15 protein-coding genes and 1 pseudogene are annotated in these 17,633 nt (G+C 70.9%); 4 read left to right on the forward strand and 12 right to left on the reverse strand.

Features of this window, described 5'->3' with window-relative positions; all coding sequences use genetic code 11:
- Positions 1-119: 119 nt before the first annotated feature.
- Entirely contained in the window at positions 120-1,106 is a 987-nt protein-coding gene (locus tag JGS39_RS22000) for a LacI family DNA-binding transcriptional regulator (RefSeq protein ID WP_219571067.1), read from the reverse strand.
- 291 nt (positions 1,107-1,397) lie between these two features.
- On the opposite strand from JGS39_RS22000, the gene JGS39_RS22005 reads away from it, so the two are divergent.
- A complete protein-coding gene (locus tag JGS39_RS22005; RefSeq protein ID WP_219571070.1) occupies positions 1,398-3,266 on the forward strand; it encodes a ricin-type beta-trefoil lectin domain protein in 1,869 nt (622 codons plus the stop codon).
- Between the two features lie 58 nt (positions 3,267-3,324).
- Here the strand turns inward: JGS39_RS22005 and cimA are convergent, their stop codons facing one another.
- The 8 genes from cimA to JGS39_RS22045 form a co-directional block, all read right to left on the reverse strand.
- Positions 3,325-4,932, reverse strand: coding sequence for a citramalate synthase (gene cimA, locus JGS39_RS22010; protein WP_219571073.1), 1,608 nt, complete (start codon positions 4,930-4,932; stop codon positions 3,325-3,327).
- 277 nt (positions 4,933-5,209) lie between these two features.
- A complete protein-coding gene (locus JGS39_RS22015; RefSeq protein WP_219571075.1) occupies positions 5,210-6,541 on the reverse strand; it encodes an MFS transporter in 1,332 nt (443 codons plus the stop codon).
- A gap of 97 nt (positions 6,542-6,638) precedes the next feature.
- Complete coding sequence (locus JGS39_RS22020) at positions 6,639-7,247, reverse strand: TetR/AcrR family transcriptional regulator (RefSeq protein WP_219571077.1); 609 nt, start codon at positions 7,245-7,247, stop codon at positions 6,639-6,641.
- 3 nt (positions 7,248-7,250) lie between these two features.
- Complete coding sequence (locus tag JGS39_RS22025; protein WP_219571100.1) at positions 7,251-8,252, reverse strand: agmatine deiminase family protein; 1,002 nt, start codon at positions 8,250-8,252, stop codon at positions 7,251-7,253.
- A gap of 26 nt (positions 8,253-8,278) precedes the next feature.
- A complete protein-coding gene (locus tag JGS39_RS22030; RefSeq protein ID WP_219571080.1) occupies positions 8,279-9,967 on the reverse strand; it encodes an urease subunit alpha in 1,689 nt (562 codons plus the stop codon).
- Positions 9,964-10,644, reverse strand: coding sequence for an urease subunit gamma (gene ureA / locus JGS39_RS22035; protein ID WP_219571083.1), 681 nt, complete (start codon positions 10,642-10,644; stop codon positions 9,964-9,966). Before ureA ends, JGS39_RS22030 begins: the two co-directional genes overlap by 4 nt.
- A 165-nt stretch (positions 10,645-10,809) precedes the next feature.
- The gene (locus tag JGS39_RS22040) at positions 10,810-11,898 is read right to left on the reverse strand and encodes a branched-chain amino acid aminotransferase (RefSeq protein WP_219571086.1); all 1,089 of its coding nucleotides are present in this window, start codon (positions 11,896-11,898) and stop codon (positions 10,810-10,812) included.
- 242 nt (positions 11,899-12,140) lie between these two features.
- A complete protein-coding gene (locus tag JGS39_RS22045; protein ID WP_219571089.1) occupies positions 12,141-13,181 on the reverse strand; it encodes a 3-isopropylmalate dehydrogenase in 1,041 nt (346 codons plus the stop codon).
- A 130-nt stretch (positions 13,182-13,311) separates the two neighbouring features.
- On the opposite strand from JGS39_RS22045, the gene JGS39_RS22050 reads away from it, so the two are divergent.
- Complete coding sequence (locus JGS39_RS22050) at positions 13,312-14,883, forward strand: purple acid phosphatase family protein (protein ID WP_219571092.1); 1,572 nt, start codon at positions 13,312-13,314, stop codon at positions 14,881-14,883.
- 104 nt (positions 14,884-14,987) lie between these two features.
- Here JGS39_RS22050 and JGS39_RS41495 read toward each other — a convergent pair whose 3' ends face one another.
- The 3 genes and pseudogenes from JGS39_RS41495 to JGS39_RS22060 all read right to left on the reverse strand — a co-directional run bounded on the left by JGS39_RS41495 (position 14,988) and on the right by JGS39_RS22060 (position 16,307).
- Complete coding sequence (locus JGS39_RS41495) at positions 14,988-15,119, reverse strand: hypothetical protein (RefSeq protein ID WP_261991728.1); 132 nt, start codon at positions 15,117-15,119, stop codon at positions 14,988-14,990.
- A gap of 259 nt (positions 15,120-15,378) precedes the next feature.
- Positions 15,379-15,678 (reverse strand): annotated as a pseudogene (locus JGS39_RS22055) (LysR family transcriptional regulator substrate-binding protein); the annotation flags it as partial.
- 71 nt (positions 15,679-15,749) lie between these two features.
- On the reverse strand, positions 15,750-16,307 hold the full coding sequence (locus JGS39_RS22060; protein ID WP_219571094.1) for a GNAT family N-acetyltransferase: 558 nt from the start codon (positions 16,305-16,307) through the stop codon (positions 15,750-15,752).
- Between the two features lie 100 nt (positions 16,308-16,407).
- Here JGS39_RS22060 and JGS39_RS22065 point away from each other — a divergent pair, with 100 nt between their 5' ends.
- Both JGS39_RS22065 and JGS39_RS22070 read left to right on the forward strand, forming a co-directional pair.
- Positions 16,408-16,980: a CDP-alcohol phosphatidyltransferase family protein gene (locus tag JGS39_RS22065; RefSeq protein ID WP_219571096.1), complete on the forward strand. Its 573-nt coding sequence runs from the start codon at positions 16,408-16,410 to the stop codon at positions 16,978-16,980.
- Positions 16,977-17,633, forward strand: a 657-nt coding sequence (locus JGS39_RS22070) for a phosphatidate cytidylyltransferase (protein WP_219571098.1), incomplete at its 3' end; no start/stop codon positions are given. The genes JGS39_RS22065 and JGS39_RS22070, both read left to right, overlap by 4 nt.

Genomic DNA, 17,633 nt, shown 5'->3' on the forward strand with positions numbered 1-17,633 from the left:
GAGCGGCGTCCGGTGCGTGCGATCGCAAGGCGCCGGGACGTCCTCGTGGCGGAGCCACGTGGGCGTTTCGGCAACGCCGCGAGCGTGCGTGCTGGGCGCCGGGACGCCGTCTCCACCCGTCAGCCACCCCCCCAGGGCGCCGAGTGGCGCACGACCAGTTCGGTGGGCAGCACGAGCGGTGCGTCGGGTACGGCTGTGCCGCCGAGGTGGGAGAGCAGCATCCGTGCGGCGGTCTCACCCATCTGCCGGGTGGGCTGGCGCACGGTGGTCAGGGGCGGTTCGGTGTGTTCGGCCATCGGGATGTCGTCGAATCCGACCACCGCGATATCGCCGGGCACGGTCCGCCCCGCGGCGCGCAGCGCCCGCAGCACGCCTGCCGCGGTGATGTCGTTGTGCGCGAAGACCGAGTCGAACTCCGTTCCGGAGGCGAGGAGTTCCTCAACGGCCAGTCGGCCGCAGCGCTCGGTGAAGTCTCCGCGGACGACGAGATCGGTGGGCAGGACGGAGAGGAATCCCTCCAGCCGGTCGCGTACGCAGCCGAAGTGCTGGGGGCCCGTGATGACGACGGGCCTGGTGCGGCCGGCATCCCGCAGATGGCGGGCGGCCGACGCGCCTCCTTCGTGGTTGGTGGTCACGACGGAGGGGAACTCGGGGTGGTGGCCGCGATCGTCGATCAGCACGATCGGCAGGCCGGCGCGGTGCAGTGCGGTGAGGTGATCGAGGGTGTTCTCGGGTTCGACCACGACCAGTCCGTCGAAGGCGCGCGCCGACACCTGGCTGGTGAAGCGCTCCACGGACTCGGCCCCGCGGTTGCAGGTGAAGAGCAACAGCCCGTAGTCGGCGGCCTCGACGGTATCGACGACGCCCTGAAGCACCTCGCCCATCCACGGCCAGGTCAGCGAGGGCACCAGCATGCCGACCGTACGGCTGCTGCCGCGGGCCAGACCGACGGCACCCGAACTGGGGACGTAGCCGAGCTGTGCGATCACTTCACGAACACGGGCGGCCGTCGAACCGTCCACTTCACCCTTGGTGTTGATGACCCGGGACACGGTCGTCTTGCTGACGCCGGCCTCGCGGGCGACATCAGCGATGGTGACACGCATCGGGGACCTCCAGGACACAGCAGGACAGAGCGGCCGGACCACCGGCGGAACCGGTACCGCAACCGGTTCCGGAACCGGTACCGGCGTTGGTGGCGTGAGTTAACCCCGCTGGAACACGACCGTCAATACTTCACGTCGAGATTGGTCCGTACCCATCTCAGGGGTGGCCTGGAACGCGCTTGTGTTCAAGTCCTGAACGCGCAAAGTCTTGACGTGGGCACGTAAGAGCAGTTCACTCCCGTCTCGTCCGACGGCACGTCCCCCACGCTCCCGCCGAGGAAGGCATCAGCCATGATCCGTTCAGGAAGGGCGGCCAGGGCGCTGCTCGCCGCAGTGCTCGCGACCGCCGGCCTCACGGGGCTCTCGTCCGGCACCGCGCAGGCCGCGGGCGAGACGGTGAACATCGCCCTGACCACCACGGACGACGCGGGTGGCCGCCATGTCACCCGGGGTCTCGAGACCCAGACCCCGGTCGCGTTCGGGGCCGGGAACGGGGGCGGCGGCACGAACATCACCATCGACGAGAACACCCGGTACCAGACCTTCACCGGCGGCGGCGCCTCGTTCACCGACACCGCGGCGTATCTGATGAAGAGCAGCGGGGCGCTGAGTCCGGCAACCCGCGACGCCACGATGAAGAAACTGTTCTCCCCCACGGAGGGCATCGGCCTCTCCTTCGTACGCAATCCCATGGGTGGCTCGGACCTCGCGCGTTACGGCTACACGTATGACGACATGCCCGCCGGGCAGACCGACCCGTCGCTCGCGAACTTCTCGATCGCACACGATCTGGTGGATGTGCTGCCGCTGACGAAACAGGCCAGGCAGCTCAACCCGGCGCTGACCACGGTGGCGTCCCCCTGGACCGCCCCGGCGTGGATGAAGGACAGCGGACAGCTGAACGGCGGCTGGCTGAAGGCGGAGAACTACGGCGCGTACGCCGACTACTTCGTGAAGTACCTCCAGGCCTACCGGGACCAGGGCGTGCCGGTCGACTACGTCACCGCACAGAACGAGCCGACGTGCTGCGCCGGCTATCCCTCGATGAGCTGGAACGGCTCCGGACTGGCCTACTTCACCAAGAGCGAGCTGCTGCCGAAGCTGGCGTCGGCGGGGCTCGCCACGAAGGTGCTCGCGCACGACTGGAACTGGGACACCTACGACGCGTACGCGGCGGCCACCGTGGACGACGCGGCGGTGCGCAACCACCCGAACTTCGGCGGGGTTGCCTGGCACGGGTACGGCGGCGACATCGCCAAGCAGACGACGGTGCACAACCAGTACCCGTCGATGGACGCGTTCCAGACGGAGCATTCGGGCGGCACCTGGATAGCCGACCAGCAGCGCGAGGACATGATGAACATCATCGATTACACCCGCAACTGGGCGAAGTCGGTGACCAAGTGGTCCCTGGCGGTGGACCAGAACCGCGGCCCGCACAACGGTGGCTGCGGTACCTGCGACGGGCTCATCACCGTGCACAACGGGGACAGCAGGAGCGGACAGGTCGACTACACCATCGAGTACTACACGATGGGTCACCTGACCAAGTTCGTCCGCCCAGGTGCCGCCCGGATCTCCTCCACCGCCAGTTCCACCGTGCCCAACGTCGCCTGGCGCAACCCGGACGGCTCGAAGGCCCTTATCGCGTACAACGGCGGCGGCTCGGCCCAGCAGGTGACGGTCAACTGGGGTGGAAGCAAGTTCACTTACTCGCTGCCCGCCCGCACCTCGGCGACTTTCACCTGGTCGGGGACGCAGTCCGGGGCCGATGCCTCGTCGGGCGCCCTGTCCGGCCCGGGCGGAAAGTGCCTCGACGCCACGGGCAACACCGGCGCCGACGGCACGCCCGTCCAGCTCTGGGACTGCACGGGCGCGGCCAACCAGCGCTGGACCGTCCAGGGCGACGGCTCCATCCGTACGCTAGGCGCCTGCCTGGACGTGACCTCGGGGTCGACCGCGAACGGCGCGAAGGTCCAGCTGTACACCTGCAACGGTTCCGCGGCGCAGCGCTGGACGTACAACCCTTCAACGGGCGACGTCGTCAACACGGCCGCGGACAAGTGCCTGGACGTGACCGACCGGTCGACGGCGAACGGGGCCCGCACCCAGATCTGGACGTGCACGGGGGCGGCCAACCAGAAGTGGCACCTCGGGTAGCGGACGCGTGCGGGGCGGCCGCGGACCGGGCCCGGTCCGCGGCCGTCGTGCGCCCGCCCTACTCCGTCGGCTCGATCCCGGCGCGCAGCAGCCCGAAGGTGTACGCGTCCTCCAGGGCCTGCCAGGATGCCGCGATGATGTTCTCGGCGACGCCCACGGTCGACCAGTCGGCGGTGCCGTCACCGGTGGTGATGAGGACGCGGGTGGTGGAGTCGGTGCCGGTGCGGCCCTCCAGGATGCGGACCTTGTAGTCCATCAGCTCCAGCTTGGCGAGCTGCGGGTAGATCCGCTCCAGGGCGACGCGCAGGGCCCGGTCGAGCGCGTTGACCGGGCCGTTGCCCTCGGCGGTCGCGACGATGCGCTCGCCCTTGGCCCAGAGCTTCACGGTCGCCTCGTTGGCGTGGGTGCCGTCGGGGCGGTCCTCGACGATCGCGCGCCAGGACTCGATGCGGAAGTACCGGCGTACCCGGCCCTCGGCCTCGGCGCGCAGCAGCAGCTCGAAGGAGGCGTCGGCCGCCTCGTAGGTGTAGCCCCGGAGCTCGCGCTCCTTGACCCGCTCGACGACGCGGCCGATGAGCTCGCGGTCGCCGCCGAGGTCGATACCGAGCTCCACGCTCTTGAGCTCGATGGAGGCGCGGCCCGCCATGTCGGAGACGAGCATCCGCATGGTGTTGCCGACCAGCGCGGGGTCGATGTGCTGGTACAGGTCCGGGTCGACCTTGATCGCGGAGGCGTGCAGCCCGGCCTTGTGCGCGAAGGCCGAGACACCCACGTAGGGCTGGTGGGTGGAGGGCGTCAGGTTGACGACCTCGGCGATGGCGTGCGAGACGCGGGTCATGTCGGCGAGCGCGCCGTCGGGCAGGACCTTCTTGCCGTACTTGAGCTCCAGCGCGGCGACGACGGGGAAGAGGTTGGCGTTGCCGACCCGCTCGCCGTAGCCGTTGGCGGTGCACTGGACGTGCGTGGCACCCGCGTCGACGGCGGCCAGGGTGTTGGCGACGGCGCAGCCGGTGTCGTCCTGGGCGTGGATGCCGAGGCGGGCACCGGTGTCGGCCAGGACGGTGGCGACGACGGCCTGGACCTGCGCCGGGAGCATCCCGCCGTTGGTGTCGCAGAGGATGACGACGTCGGCGCCCGCCTCGGAGGCGGCGCGGACGACGGCCTTGGCGTACGCGGCGTTGGCGCGGTACCCGTCGAAGAAGTGCTCGCAGTCGACGAAGACCCTGCGTCCCTGGGCGACCAGGTGGGAGACGGTGTCGCGCACCATCTCCAGGTTCTCCTCCAGCGTGGTGCGCAGGGCGAGCTCGACATGGCGGTCGTGCGACTTGGCGACCAGCGTGATCACCGGGGCGCCCGACTCCAGCAGCGCCTTGACCTGCGGGTCCTCGGCGGCCTTGCCGCCGGCCCTGCGGGTCGCGCCGAAGGCGACCAGCTCGGCGTTCCTGAACTCGATCTCCTGGCGGGCGCGGGCGAAGAACTCGGTGTCGCGGGGGTTGGCGCCCGGCCAGCCGCCCTCGATGAAACCGACGCCGAAATCGTCCAGGTGCCGGGCGATGGTCAGCTTGTCCGCGACCGTCAGGTTGATGCCTTCACGCTGGGCACCGTCGCGCAGCGTGGTGTCGAAGACATGGAAACTGTCGTCGGTGGGCTTGGCCTTGGTGGTCATGCTGGTCTGACTCCTGTCGGATGAGTGGATCCGGACGATCTGACTCCACTTGCCCCCATCATCCCGCGTGCCTCGTCCCGGCCGGTGGTGAGGGCCGGAAAACAAAAAACCCCTCGCGGGTGCGAGAGGTCTGCGCGCGGGTCTGGGGCACGGTGGCCGTGCCGTACATGGTGGTACGGGACGATCACTGCGGACCGGCGCGCCTGTTGCCAATAATCATGACGAACGAGGACACGGAAGCAGTCTGACACAGGACCGCCTCCGTGCCCGGCCCGTCTCAGGATGCGGGCGTGACGCTCGTCGCCCCGGCGGGCGACGTCTCCTTTCCGTCCCGCACGGCTGCGACCCGGTTCAGATCGATGTCGCGGGTCTCCCGCATGGTCAGGTAGACGATGAGCGAGACCGCGGCGCAGCCCGCCACGTACCAGTAGAAGCCGGACTCGGCGCCGGCGTTCTTGAACCACAGCGCCACGTATTCGGCGGTGCCGCCGAAGAGCGCGTTGGCGACGGCGTACGAGAGACCGACTCCCAGGGCGCGGATGCCGGTCGGGAAGAGCTCGGCCTTCACGCAGGCGTTGATGGAGGTGTAGCCGGTGATCACGACCAGCGCGAGCAGCGCGAGTCCGAGCGCCGGCCAGAACGTGTCGGCGTGCCTGAGCATCGTCATGATCGGCACGGTCAGGAAGGTCGAGCCGATCGCGAAGGTGATCAGCAGCGGGCGCCGGCCGATCCGGTCGGAGAGCATCCCGGCCAACGGCTGGATGCACATGAAGACGAACAGCGCGCAGAAGCTGACGAGCGAGGCGGTGGACTTCTCCATGCCGGCGCTCTTGGAGAGGAACTTCGTGAGGTAGGTCGTGTACGTGTAGTAGGCGACGGTGCCGCCCATGGTGAGCGCCATCACGAGGAAGGCCTCGCGCCGGTGCTGCCACAGCACCTTCAGCGTGCCGCGGTCCTGCTGCTCGGCGGCGCCGGACTCCGCGTACACCTCGGTCTCCAGCATGGAGCGGCGCAGGTAGAAGACGATGCCCGCGCCGAGCGCGCCGACGACGAACGGGATGCGCCAGCCCCAGCTGTGCAGCGCCTCCTCGGACATGTTGCGCTGAAGGAGGATCTGGAGGCCGAGGCCGACGAGCTGTCCGGCGGTCATGGACACGTACTGGAAGCTGGAGGCGAAGCCGCGCTTCTCGGGTGCGGAGGCCTCGGTGAGGTAGGTGGCGCTGGCCGCGTACTCGCCGCCGACGGACAGTCCCTGGAGCAGCCGTGCCACCATCAGCACGGCGACGCCGCCGTACCCGGCGACGTCGTAGGTCGGCGCGATCGCGATCAGCACCGCGGAGGCCGACATGAGGGTGACGGTCAGGGTGAGCGCGGCCTTGCGGCCCCTGCGGTCACCGATCCTGCCGAGCAGCCAGCCGCCGACCGGCCGCATGAAGAAGCCGACGGCGAAGATGCCCATGGTGTTCATGAGGTTGGCGGTCTCGTTGCCTTCGGGGAAGAACGAGTCCGCGAAGTACACCGCGAAGGTCGCGTACACGAACCAGTCGAACCACTCGACCATGTTGCCGGCCGAGCCGACCCAGATTTTCTTCCACTGCTCTCGTCCCATGGTTGGCCACCGTGCCCGAACCGCGGGAAGTCCAACAAGGGTGCAGGGCGCAACGATCGCGCGTACTTACGTACGTTGCGTTCACGAGTGGGTGACGTCAGCCGGCCACGGTCAGCGTCTCCTCGATGAACTCCCCCACGCGGTCCAGCACTTGGTCCCGCCCGGTCCCGGGAAGGCCGACGGCCACATGAACGCTGAAGCCGTCGAGGAGGGCGCGCAGCCGGGTCGCGTAGCGCTCGGCGTCGACCCGTCGGAACTCGCCGCGTGAGCAGCCCTCGGCGAGCAGCGCGACCAGGTCGCGGTGCCAGGCGCCCTCGATCGCGGCCTGCCGGGCACGGGCGGTGTCGTCGGCCTCGCGCGAGCGGTTCCAGACCTCCAGCCAGAGCGTCCAGTGCGGGTCGCGGTGGCCGGCGGGGAGGTAGAGGGCGATGTACGCGTCGAGGCGTTCGCGGACCGTGCCGGGCCGGGACAGCAGCCCGCGCCGCTCGGCCCCGAGCCGGTTCTCGCTCCATTCCAGCGTCTGGAGCAGCAGCTCGTCCTTGGTGCGGAAGTAGTAGAGGAGGTGGCCGCTGCTCATGCCGACCTCGCGGCCGAGCCCGGCCATCGTGAGGCCGTCGAGGCCGCGCGCGGCGACGGTGGCCATGACGGCGGCGAGCACGTCCTCGCGGGGCGGGGCGGTGTTGCGGCTGCGTGGGGCGGTGGGCACGGTTCAGACCTTGGGCTGTTGCTGGGTGATGCAGTGGATGCCGCCGCCCCCGGCGAAGATCGCGCGGGCGTCGACGAGTGTCACCGTACGGGTGGGGAAGAGGCGGCGGAAGATCCCGGCGGCGAGCTCGTCGCGCGGGTCGCCGAAGGCGCACAGGACGACGCCGCCGTTGCAGAGGTAGTGGTTGATGTAGGAGTAGTCGACCCACTCCCCGCCGGCCCGCAGCACGGTGGGCGCCAGGACCTCCACGACCTCCAGCGCACGCCCCTTCGCGTCGGTGGCGGCGCGCAGGATGCGGACGGTCTCCCGGGTGATCCCGTGGTCGGGGTGGGCCGGGTCCGGCTGGACGTGGACGACGACGGTGCCGGGGCGGACGAACGCGGCGACGATGTCGACATGGCCGAGCGTGCCGTACGTGCCGTAGTCGCCGGACAGGCCGCGCGGCAGCCAGATGGCCTTCTCGGTGCCCAGGCGTGCGTGGACCTCGGCCTCGACCTGCTCGCGGCTCCAGTCGGGGTTGCGTTCCCTGCCGAGCTGGACGGTCTCCGTGAGCAGGACGGTGCCCTCGCCGTCGACGTGGATCGCGCCGCCCTCGTTGACGAGCGGTGAGCCGTGCACGGGAACACCGGCGAGCCCGGCGACGGAACGGGCGATGTGCCGGTCGCGTTCCCAGCGGGCCCAGCCCTGGGCGCCCCAGCCGTTGAACGTCCAGTCGACGGCGGCAAGTTCATGGCCGTCGGTGACGAACGTGGGGCCGATGTCGCGCATCCAGGCGTCGTCGAGTGGGCGTAGCGCGAGCTCGATGTCCGGGCCGAGGAGGGCGCGGGCGCTGTCCTCCTGGCCCGGGCCGACGACCATCGTGACGGGTTCGAAGCGGCGGACGGCGTGTGCGACGGCGGCCCAGGCACGGCGGGCCCCGTCGAGTTCGGCGGCGGAGGCGAAGGTGGGGTTGGGGCCGGGCCAGGCCATCCAGGTGCGTTCGTGCGGGGCCCATTCGGGCGGCATGCGGAAGGTCACGGGAGCGCGGGTCCTTACAGGAAGTAGAGCCGGTTGAGGGAGACCGAGTCGGCGGGTTCGGAGCTGAGCGGGTCGCCGTCCAGGGTGACGAGACCGCTGCGTCCGTCCACGTCGACCGTTCCGGTACGGGAGTTGAGGCGCAGGTCGGCGGGGCCGATGCCACGCGTGCCCCGGACGCCGACGCGTCGTCTGCGGGTCGGCATGGCGTCCGCGCCCAGTTGGGTGGCGGCCTGCGAGACGAAGGCGACCGAGAGATCGGCGGCGGTCGCCCCGTACGCCCCGAACTGCGGTCCGAGGACGAGGGGTTCGCAGGTGTCGGTGGCGGCGTTCGGGTCACCGGTGACGCCGTAGGCGGGGAAGCCCGACTTCAGGACGAGTTGCGGCTTCGCGCCGAAGAACTCGGGCCGCCACAGCACGATGTCGGCGAGCTTCCCGGTCTCGATGGAGCCGATCTCGTGCGCGAGGCCGTGGGCGATGGCCGGGTTGATGGTGAGCTTGGCCATGTAGCGCAGCACCCGGGCGTTGTCGTCCCCCGGCCCGTCACCGTCCATCGGGCCGAGTTCGGCCTTCATCTTGCCAGCCACCGCGAAGGTGCGGCGGACGGTCTCACCGGCCCGGCCCATGCCCTGGGCGTCGGACGAGGTGATCCCGATGGCGCCGAGGTCGTGCAGCACGTCCTCGGCGCCCATCGTGCCGGCCCTGATCCGGTCCCGGGCCATGGCGGCGTCGCCGGGCAGGTCCGTCTTCAGGTCGTGGACGGAGACGATCATCCCGTAGTGCTCGGCGACCGCGTCCCGGCCGAAGGGGAGCGTGGGGTTGGTGGAGGAGCCGATGACGTTCGGCACCCCGGCCATCTTGAGGACGTTGGGGACGTGGCCGCCGCCGCAGCCCTCGATGTGGAAGGCGTGGATGGTGCGCCCCTCCAGGACGCGCAGGGTGTCCTCGACGGACAGGCACTCGTTCAGCCCGTCGCTGTGCAGGGCCACCTGGACGTCGTACTCCTCGGCGACGCGCAGTGCGGTGTCCAGGGCGCGGGTGTGGGCGCCCATGTCCTCGTGGACCTTGAAGCCGCAGGCGCCGCCCTCGGCGAGCGCCTCGACGAGGGGCGCCTCGTGGGAGGAGGAGCCGCGGCCCAGGAAGCCGATGTTGACCGGCCAGGCGTCGAAGGCGTTGAAGGCGTGGCGCAGCGCCCACGGCGAGTTGACGCCGACGCCCCAGACCGGGCCGAACTCCTGGCCGATGACCGTGGTCACGCCGGAGGCGAGCGAGGCCTCCATGATGCGCGGCGAGAGCAGGTGGACATGGGTGTCGACGGCGCCGGCCGTGGCGATCATGCCCTCGCCGGACACGATGGACGTGCCCGTGCCGACGACGACGTCCACCCCGTCGAGGGTGTCCGGGTTCCCGGCCCTGCCGATCGCGGAGATCCGGCCCTCGCGGATACCGATCGACACCTTCCGGATGCCCTGCACGGCGTCGATGACCAGCACGTTGCTGATCACCACGTCGCAGGTCTCCCGGACGGCGGCGGCCTTGAGGTGGAGGCCGTCGCGGGCGGTCTTGCCGAATCCGGCGAGGAACTCGTCGCCCGGCTTCTGGGCGTCCGACTCGACCCGGACAATCAGCCCGGAGTCGCCGAGCCTGACCCGGTCACCGGCGCGCGGGCCGTGCACGGCGGCGTACTCGTGCGGGTCGATGCTCATCGCGCGGCCCCCAGGTATCCGCAGGCGTCCGCGCGCCTGAGGGCCTCCTCGCGCGCGCCGGGCGCGTCGAGCGGTCCGTCGACCAGTCCGGCGAACCCGATCGCGACGCGGTCGCCGCCGATGGGCACCAGCCCCACCTCGGCCGACTCGCCGGGCCCGAAGCGGACCGAGGAGCCCGCGGGCACGGACAGCCGCATCCCGTACGCCGTCGCCCGGTCGAAGTCGAGCCGTGGGTTTGCCTCGAAGAAGTGGAAGTGCGAGGTCACGGAGACGGGGACGCTCGCGGTGTTGCGGACGGTGAGGCGTGCGGAGGGCTCGGGCTGCGCGGTCGCGGGCCCCGGCACGACGGCGCCGGGCGCGTCGTCCCCGAGCCCGGCGCCGAGGGGACGGGAGACCACGGCGAGCCGCGATCCGTCGTCGAAGACGGCCTCCACATGGACTTCGGTGACGACGTCGGCGACCCCGGGCAGCACGTCGTCCGGGCCCAGCACCCTGCGGGCGGCCTCGATCGCCTCGGCGAGCCGGCGTCCGTCGCGGGCGGCTTCGCAGACGGTGTCCGCGATCAGGGCGGTGGCCTCGGGGACGTTCAGCTTCAGACCGCGGGCCCGGCGGGCGCGGGCCAGCTCGGCTGCGCCGAACAGCAGCAGCCGGTCGCGCTCGGTCGGGGTCAGTCGCATGGCGGGGCACCTCATGGTCGAGCGGTGTTTGAGCAGCACTCTAACGAGCTGACGGAGGGGTAGGAACCCCTTTCGACCGTCGAGTTTGAGCGGCGCTCTAAAGGTGGCGCGCGAAAAGGGCCGCGCCCGGCGGACGCGGCCCTTCTGCGTAAGGCGGCTTCGTGACTAGCCGAGCGGGTGCATCCAGCCATGCGCGTCCTCGGCGGTGCCGCGCTGGATGTCCAGCAGGCGCTCGCGCAGCCGCATGGTGACCGGGCCCGGCGTGCCGTCGCCCTGGGTCCACTCGCCGCCCGCGCTCTTCACGACGCCGACGGGGGTGATGACGGCGGCGGTGCCGCAGGCGAAGACCTCGGTGAGGGCGCCGTTCGCGGTGTCGTCGCGCCACTGGTCGATGGAGACGCGGCTCTCCTCGGGCTCGTAGCCGAGGTCCGCTGCGAGCCTGAGCAGCGAGTCACGCGTGATGCCCGCGAGCAGGGAGCCGGTCAGGGCCGGGGTGACGATCTTGTTCCCGTACACGAAGTACAGGTTCATCCCGCCGAGCTCCTCGACCCACTTGTGCTCGACGGCGTCGAGGTAGGCGACCTGGTCGCAGCCCTTGGCGGCGGCCTCGGCCTGGGCGAGGAGGGACGCGGCGTAGTTGCCGCCGGTCTTGGCATCGCCCATGCCGCCGGGGACGGCGCGGACACGGTCCTCGGAGAGCCAGATGGAGACGGGCTTCACACCGCCGGGGAAGTAGGCGCCGGCCGGCGAGGCGATGACGAGGAAGAGGTACTCGTTGGACGGGCGGACCCCGAGCCCGACCTCCGTCGCGATCATGAAGGGGCGCAGGTAGAGCGACTCCTCGCCGCCGTGGGCCGGGACCCAGGCCGCGTCCTGGCGGACGAGCGCGTCGCAGGCCGCGACGAACGTCTCGACGGGCAGCTCAGGCATGGCCAGCCGGTTCGCGGAGCGCTGGAAGCGCTCGGCGTTGGCCTCGGGGCGGAAGGTGGCGACCGTGCCGTCGGGCTGACGGTAGGCCTTGAGCCCCTCGAAGATCTCCTGGCCGTAGTGCAGGGTCATGTTGGCGGGGTCGATCGACAGCGGCGCGTACGGGACGAGCTGGGCGTCGTGCCAGCCGCGGCCTTCGGTCCACTTGATCGTCACCATGTGATCGGTGAAGTAGCGGCCGAATCCGGGCTTGACCAGGATCGCCTCGCGCTCCGCGTCGGACAGCGGGTTCGAGGAGGGCTTGAGCTCGATCGTGGGCGTCGTCATGAGTGCGTGTCCTTCACCGGTTTTGTGTGTGTAGGACCACGCCCACGCCAGCTCCTGCCGGACAGGTGCTCGGACGTCCGAGCTTCGCGGCAAGCCACGGTCCCGTTCGATTATCTCTCGCGGGAGGCCGTGCACGAAATGACGTGAATGCGGTCCAGGGTTCGATGGTGACACCCGGGGCCGCACAGGAGAAGCCGCCGGGTGCGTGTGCGACCCGGCGGCTTCGTGAGGGAGTCGTCGGATCAGCCCGCTACGCGTACCGCGAGCGCGTCGCCGATCTCGTCGGTGGTGCGGGCCGTGCCGTCGCGCTCCGCGAGGTCGGCGGAGACGGCGTCCTCGATGCGCACGGCCTGGGCCTCGTAGCCGAGGTGGCGCAGCAGGAGGGCGACGGAGAGGACCGTGGCGGTGGGGTCGGCCTTGCCCTGGCCCGCGATGTCGGGGGCCGTGCCGTGGACCGGCTCGAACATCGACGGGAAGGCGCCCGTCGGGTTGATGTTGCCGGACGCGGCCAGACCGATACCGCCGGAGATGGCGGCGGCGAGGTCCGTGAGGATGTCACCGAAGAGGTTGTCGGTGACGATGACGTCGAATCGCTCCGGCTGGGTGACGAAGAAGATCGTCGCGGCGTCGACGTGCAGGTAGTCGGTGGTGACCTGGGGGTACTCGGCCGCGACCTTGTCGAAGGTGTTCTTCCACAGGTGGCCCGCGTAGACGAGGACGTTGTTCTTGTGGACCAGCGTCAGCTTCTTGCGCGGGCGGGCGGCGGCCCGCTCGAAGGCGTCACGGACGACGCGCTCGACACCGAAGGCCGTGTTGAGGCTGACCTCGGTGGCGACCTCGTGCTCCGTACCGGTGCGCAGCGAACCGCCGTTGCCGGTGTACGGGCCCTCGGTGCCCTCGCGGACGACGACGAAGTCGATCTCCGGGCTGCCGGCCAGCGGGGTCGCCGTGTTCGGGAACAGCTTCGACGGCCGCAGGTTGATGAAGTGGTCGAAGGCGAAGCGCAGCTTCAGCAGCAGCCCGCGCTCCAGGACGCCGGAGGGCACGGACGGGTCACCGATCGCACCGAGCAGGATGGCGTCGTGGCCCTTGAGGGCCTCCAGCTCCGCGTCCGGGAGGGTTTCACCGGTGCGGTGCCAGCGCTGGGCGCCGAGGTCGTACTCCTTGGTCTCCAGCTTCACGTCCTGCGGGAGGACAGCGTTGAGGACCTTGAGTCCCTGGGCCACGACCTCCTGGCCGATACCGTCACCGGGGATCACTGCGAGATTGATGCTGGAAGCCATGTCCGGCACGATACTGCGCGTCCCACCCCATGACATGTCACGTCCACTATACGGACACATGGACAGCTGTACGTGTACCGTTCACCTACTCGACGGCACGCCGTCAGGGAGCGGGTGGAGGTTGTCGCCCATGGACATCCCCCGCTTCGGAATTCCCGAGAAGCTCGCCGACCGCATGAGCATGGCCGAGCAGCACGACTACCTCCGCACCCGGCTGACGCGACGCGGTGTGCTGCGTACGGGTGTGGCGACCGCGGCCGTGGCCGGCGCGGGCCTCGGCACCTCGCTCGCCCCCTCCCCCGCGTACGCGGCACCGTCGGTGATCACCTCGCACAGCTCCACCCGGGTGGACGGTTCGCTGGTCGCACCGTTCGGCCGGCACCTGGCCTACGGCGCCGACCCGAAGACGCGGATGACGGTCTCCTGGCAGGTCCCGTTCGCGGTGCGCCGCCCGTACGTCCGGATCGGCCTCGAGCCGTGGGCGCTGAGCCGGAAGATCGACGCCGAGGTGCGCCACCTCACCACGCCGCTGCTGAACGACGGCAGGATCGCGGCCGCCGAGCAGTTCTACGTACACGCGGCCCTGGAGCGGCTGAAGCCCGGCACGACGTACTACTACGGCGTCGGCCACGACGGCTTCGACCCGGCCGACCCCCGCAACCTGGGCACGCTCGGCACCTTCACCACCGCGCCCTCGCGCGCCGCGAAGTTCACCTTCACCGCCTTCGGCGACCAGGGCGTCAGTTACCACGCGCTCGGCAACGACCAGCTGATCCTGGGCCAGAACCCGGCCTTCCATCTGCACGCGGGCGACATCTGCTACGCCGACCCGTCGGGCTCCGGCCGGACGAGCGACACCTACGACGCGCGCACCTGGGACCAGTTCCTGGCGCAGACGGAGACGGTCTCCAAGACCGTGCCGTGGATGGTGACGACCGGCAACCACGACATGGAGGCCTGGTACTCGCCGGACGGCTACGGCGGGCAGAACGCCCGCTGGACCCTGCCGGACAACGGACCGGACCCGGTGAACCAGCCCGGCGCGTACTCCTTCGTCCACGGCAACGTGGGCGTGATCGCGCTCGACGCCAACGACGTCTCGTACGAGATCCCCGCCAACTTCGGCATCAGCGGCGGCAGCCAGACCCGCTGGCTGGACCGGCGCCTCGGCGAGCTGCGGGCCCGCCACGACATCGACTTCCTGGTGGTCTTCTTCCACCACTGCGCCTTCTCCACGACGAACGCGCACGCCTCGGACGGCGGGGTGCGCGAGGCCTGGGTGCCGCTCTTCGAGAAGCACGAGGTGGACCTGGTCATCAACGGACACAACCACGTCTACGAGCGCACCGACGCGATCCTGAAGAACGCGGTCCGGCGCAGGGTGCCGATCGGCGAGCGCACCGACCCGACGCGGGACGGCATCGTGTACGTCACCGCGGGCGGCGCGGGCAAGGCGCTGTACGACTTCCCCGTGCCCGACAGCTATGAGGGGCATGTCGCGGACCGGGACAGCGTGGACACGTACCACGTGGTCAAGGGCGGCGGAAAGGCCGTCGAGACCGTGGAGTGGTCGCGGGTGCGCTACACCGGCTTCTCGTTCCTCGCGGTGGAGGTGGAGACGGGACGCAACGCACGGATGAAGGTCACCGCGCTCGCCGAGACGGGCGAGCGCATCGACCACTTCGAGATCAGCCGCGGCTGAGAGGCCGGCGCTTTCGAGACCGGCAGCGGCCGGCGGCCGACACTTTCGAAATCGGCCGCGCATCAGTGCCGTCTGCCGGCGAGCGGCTCCGGTTCAGCTCCGGTTCAGTGACCTGTGGAGCCGCCGTTGTCCCTGCGGTCCAGCGCACGCTGCAGGGCGGCGGCGGCATTCTGCCGCTCCGACTCGGTCGGGCGGTGGGTGTGACGGACGCGGCGGCGGACAGTGGTCTCGGCCATGGTGGATCGACTCCTTGAGATCGCGAGGATTTCGAGATCGAAAAATCGTGAACGTGATGTCGAGATCAGGGATTTCGAGGTGCCGGAAGGGGCGGGGAGCAGGCGCCGCAGGGGTTGCCTGCTTCGGGGCGCGCGCTCACGACCGCCAGTCGCTTGATCTAGCGAGACGTTCGGCTTCTACAAAGCTAAGGCAGCCGTGCCGGTCTGTCTCCACAATTACTCGGACTTCCTACTATCTGAGACGGAGGTTTACGCGGGCTCACCCCCCGCTCACTCTCAGCTCCCTGATGAGTGCCCGGACGGCGGGCGATCGTCCCAGCTCAGGGGTGGTGACGTAGCCCACTGAACGCGTCGGCCGCTCCGGCCCGAGAGCAGTGATCGCGACCGTGTCCGGTACTCCTTCCAGGGACGGTTCGGGCATGATCGCCATGCCGAGACCACGGGCCACCATCGAGAGCACCGCTCCGTCGTCCTGCGACTCGATCGTCGCCGGGGCAATCCGGTCCTGTGCGGCCCACCACTCGCGGGCGTACGAGGTGCAGCTCTCCGCCCAGCCGATCGGCACACCGGCGAGATGCTGATCCGTACCGGCGCGGAGAGCCCGTCCGGCGGCCGATGACACGCGGAACCTCACATCACGTCCCCGTCCCGCCAGTCGAAGACCAGCACCTCCGCGGCGGGCGCCCCGCCCGACGGGACCGCGGCGCCTCCGACCCCCCGCACGTACGTGCTGCCCTCCTCCTCCGCCAGCCGCTCCACCCCGTGCGGCCCCTGCACCGCGATCCGCCCCGGCCACACCGTCCAGCCGCGTCCGGCGTACAGGGCGGCCCCGGCAGCCGACGCGGACAGGGCCCCGAAGGCGTACGCCCCGTCGACGACCTCCTCCAGTGCGGCCATGACCCGCCCGCCGAGCCCCTCCCGCCGCCGGTCGGCGCGGACGGCGACGCCCTCGACGTAACCGACCCGGCGGGAGCGGCCCGCGTGGACCACCCGCCGCTGCACGACGCTGCCGTGCGCGAGCAGCCCGCTCGCATCGCGCACGCGGACGTGGATGCCGCCGAGCGTGTGGTCCCAGTCGTCCTCGCTGAACGTGCCCGCGAACGCGGTGTCCAGGAAGGCGTGGATCTCGTCGAGGGCGGCCGGGGCCAGCCGGCAGGTGTGCGCGGTGTGCACGGTCGGATCGGTCATGCTCCCCAGCCTCCCAGGCACCTTCCCCACCAGGTACTCAGCCGGCAGGTGAGTACCCGAACCGTGTCGAAAGACTGTGCGGCGGACGAGAGTTGGTCCCATGAACGGCCTCTACGCTCTCAAGCCCTGGTACGCGGACCGGCTCTCCGGTCTCCGCGCCTCGCTGGTCCGCCGTGAGGTGTCGCCCGACACCCTCACCGCCGCCGGCGTCGTCGCCGCGGCCGGCGGCGCAGCCGCACTCGCCTGGCTGCCCACCGGAATCGCCGCGCTTCCGGTCGCCGCACTGCTCGCGGCCCGGCTCGCCTTCGCCAACCTGGACGGGGCGCTGGCCCGCGACACGGGCCGCACGACCCGGCGCGGCGCGGTGCTCAACGAGCTCGGCGACCGCGTCGCGGACCTGGTCGTCCTGGCGGGTTTCCTGGCGCTCGCCCCGCTGTGGCTGGTGGCCGTCGCCGCGCTCGCGGCGACGCTGCCGTCCTGGGTTTCGCTGGCCGGCGCGGCGGCCGGGGCGCCCCGGCGCAACGGCGGGCCGGTCGGCAAGACCGAGCGCTGCCTGCTGGTCGTGGTCGCCGCGGCGAGCGGCTGGACCGTACCGGTACTGATCGTGATCGCCGCCGGCTCGCTGCTCACGGCAGCGCTCCGGCTGGCCGGGCTGTGGAGGGAACTGGCATGAGCGCCGTACTGATCGCCGAGGAGGCGGCCGCCCGGGCGGTGCCGCTGGTCGCGGGTGTGCTGGGGGCGGGCGGGGTCGCGGTCGCGGTCCTTCCCTCGAAGGTGCGGATGCGCGCCGAACTGCGCAGACGGTGGCGGACCTGGGCCCTGGTCGCGCCCGTCTTCCTGGGGGCGTACTTCCTGGGCGGCGGCGGCACGTACGCGCTGGCCGCGGGGCTCGGGGTGATCGCGGCGAGCGAGTTCGTCCGGATGGCGGGGCTGGAGCGCGGCGACCATGTGGTGCTGGCGGCGGCCGCGGTCGTCCTCCCGGCGCTGGCCTGGCTGGCTCCGGACCTCCTGGACCTGCGGATGGCGGCGCTCCTGCTGGTCGCGGCCGCGCTGCCGTCCGTGCTGGCCGGGGACGACCGCTCGGGCTTCACCCGGACCGCCAGGACCGCGTTCGGGCTGCTGTGGATCCCCGTTGCGCTGACCGGTCTGGTGACGCTCGGCGAGACGGCCGTGGCGGTGGGCCTCGCCGTGGCGCTCGGCGATGTCGGCGCCTGGTGCGGCGGTACGGCGCTGGGCCGGCGCGGCCCGCTCGCCCGGCCGCTGTCGCCGCTCTCCCCCAACAAGACCTGGGCGGGCGTGCTCGGCGCGGCCGTCGCGACGGCCGGA

Source organism: Streptomyces poriferorum (assembly GCF_019399235.1).
Classification (GTDB): Bacteria; Actinomycetota; Actinomycetes; order Streptomycetales; family Streptomycetaceae; genus Streptomyces; species Streptomyces poriferorum.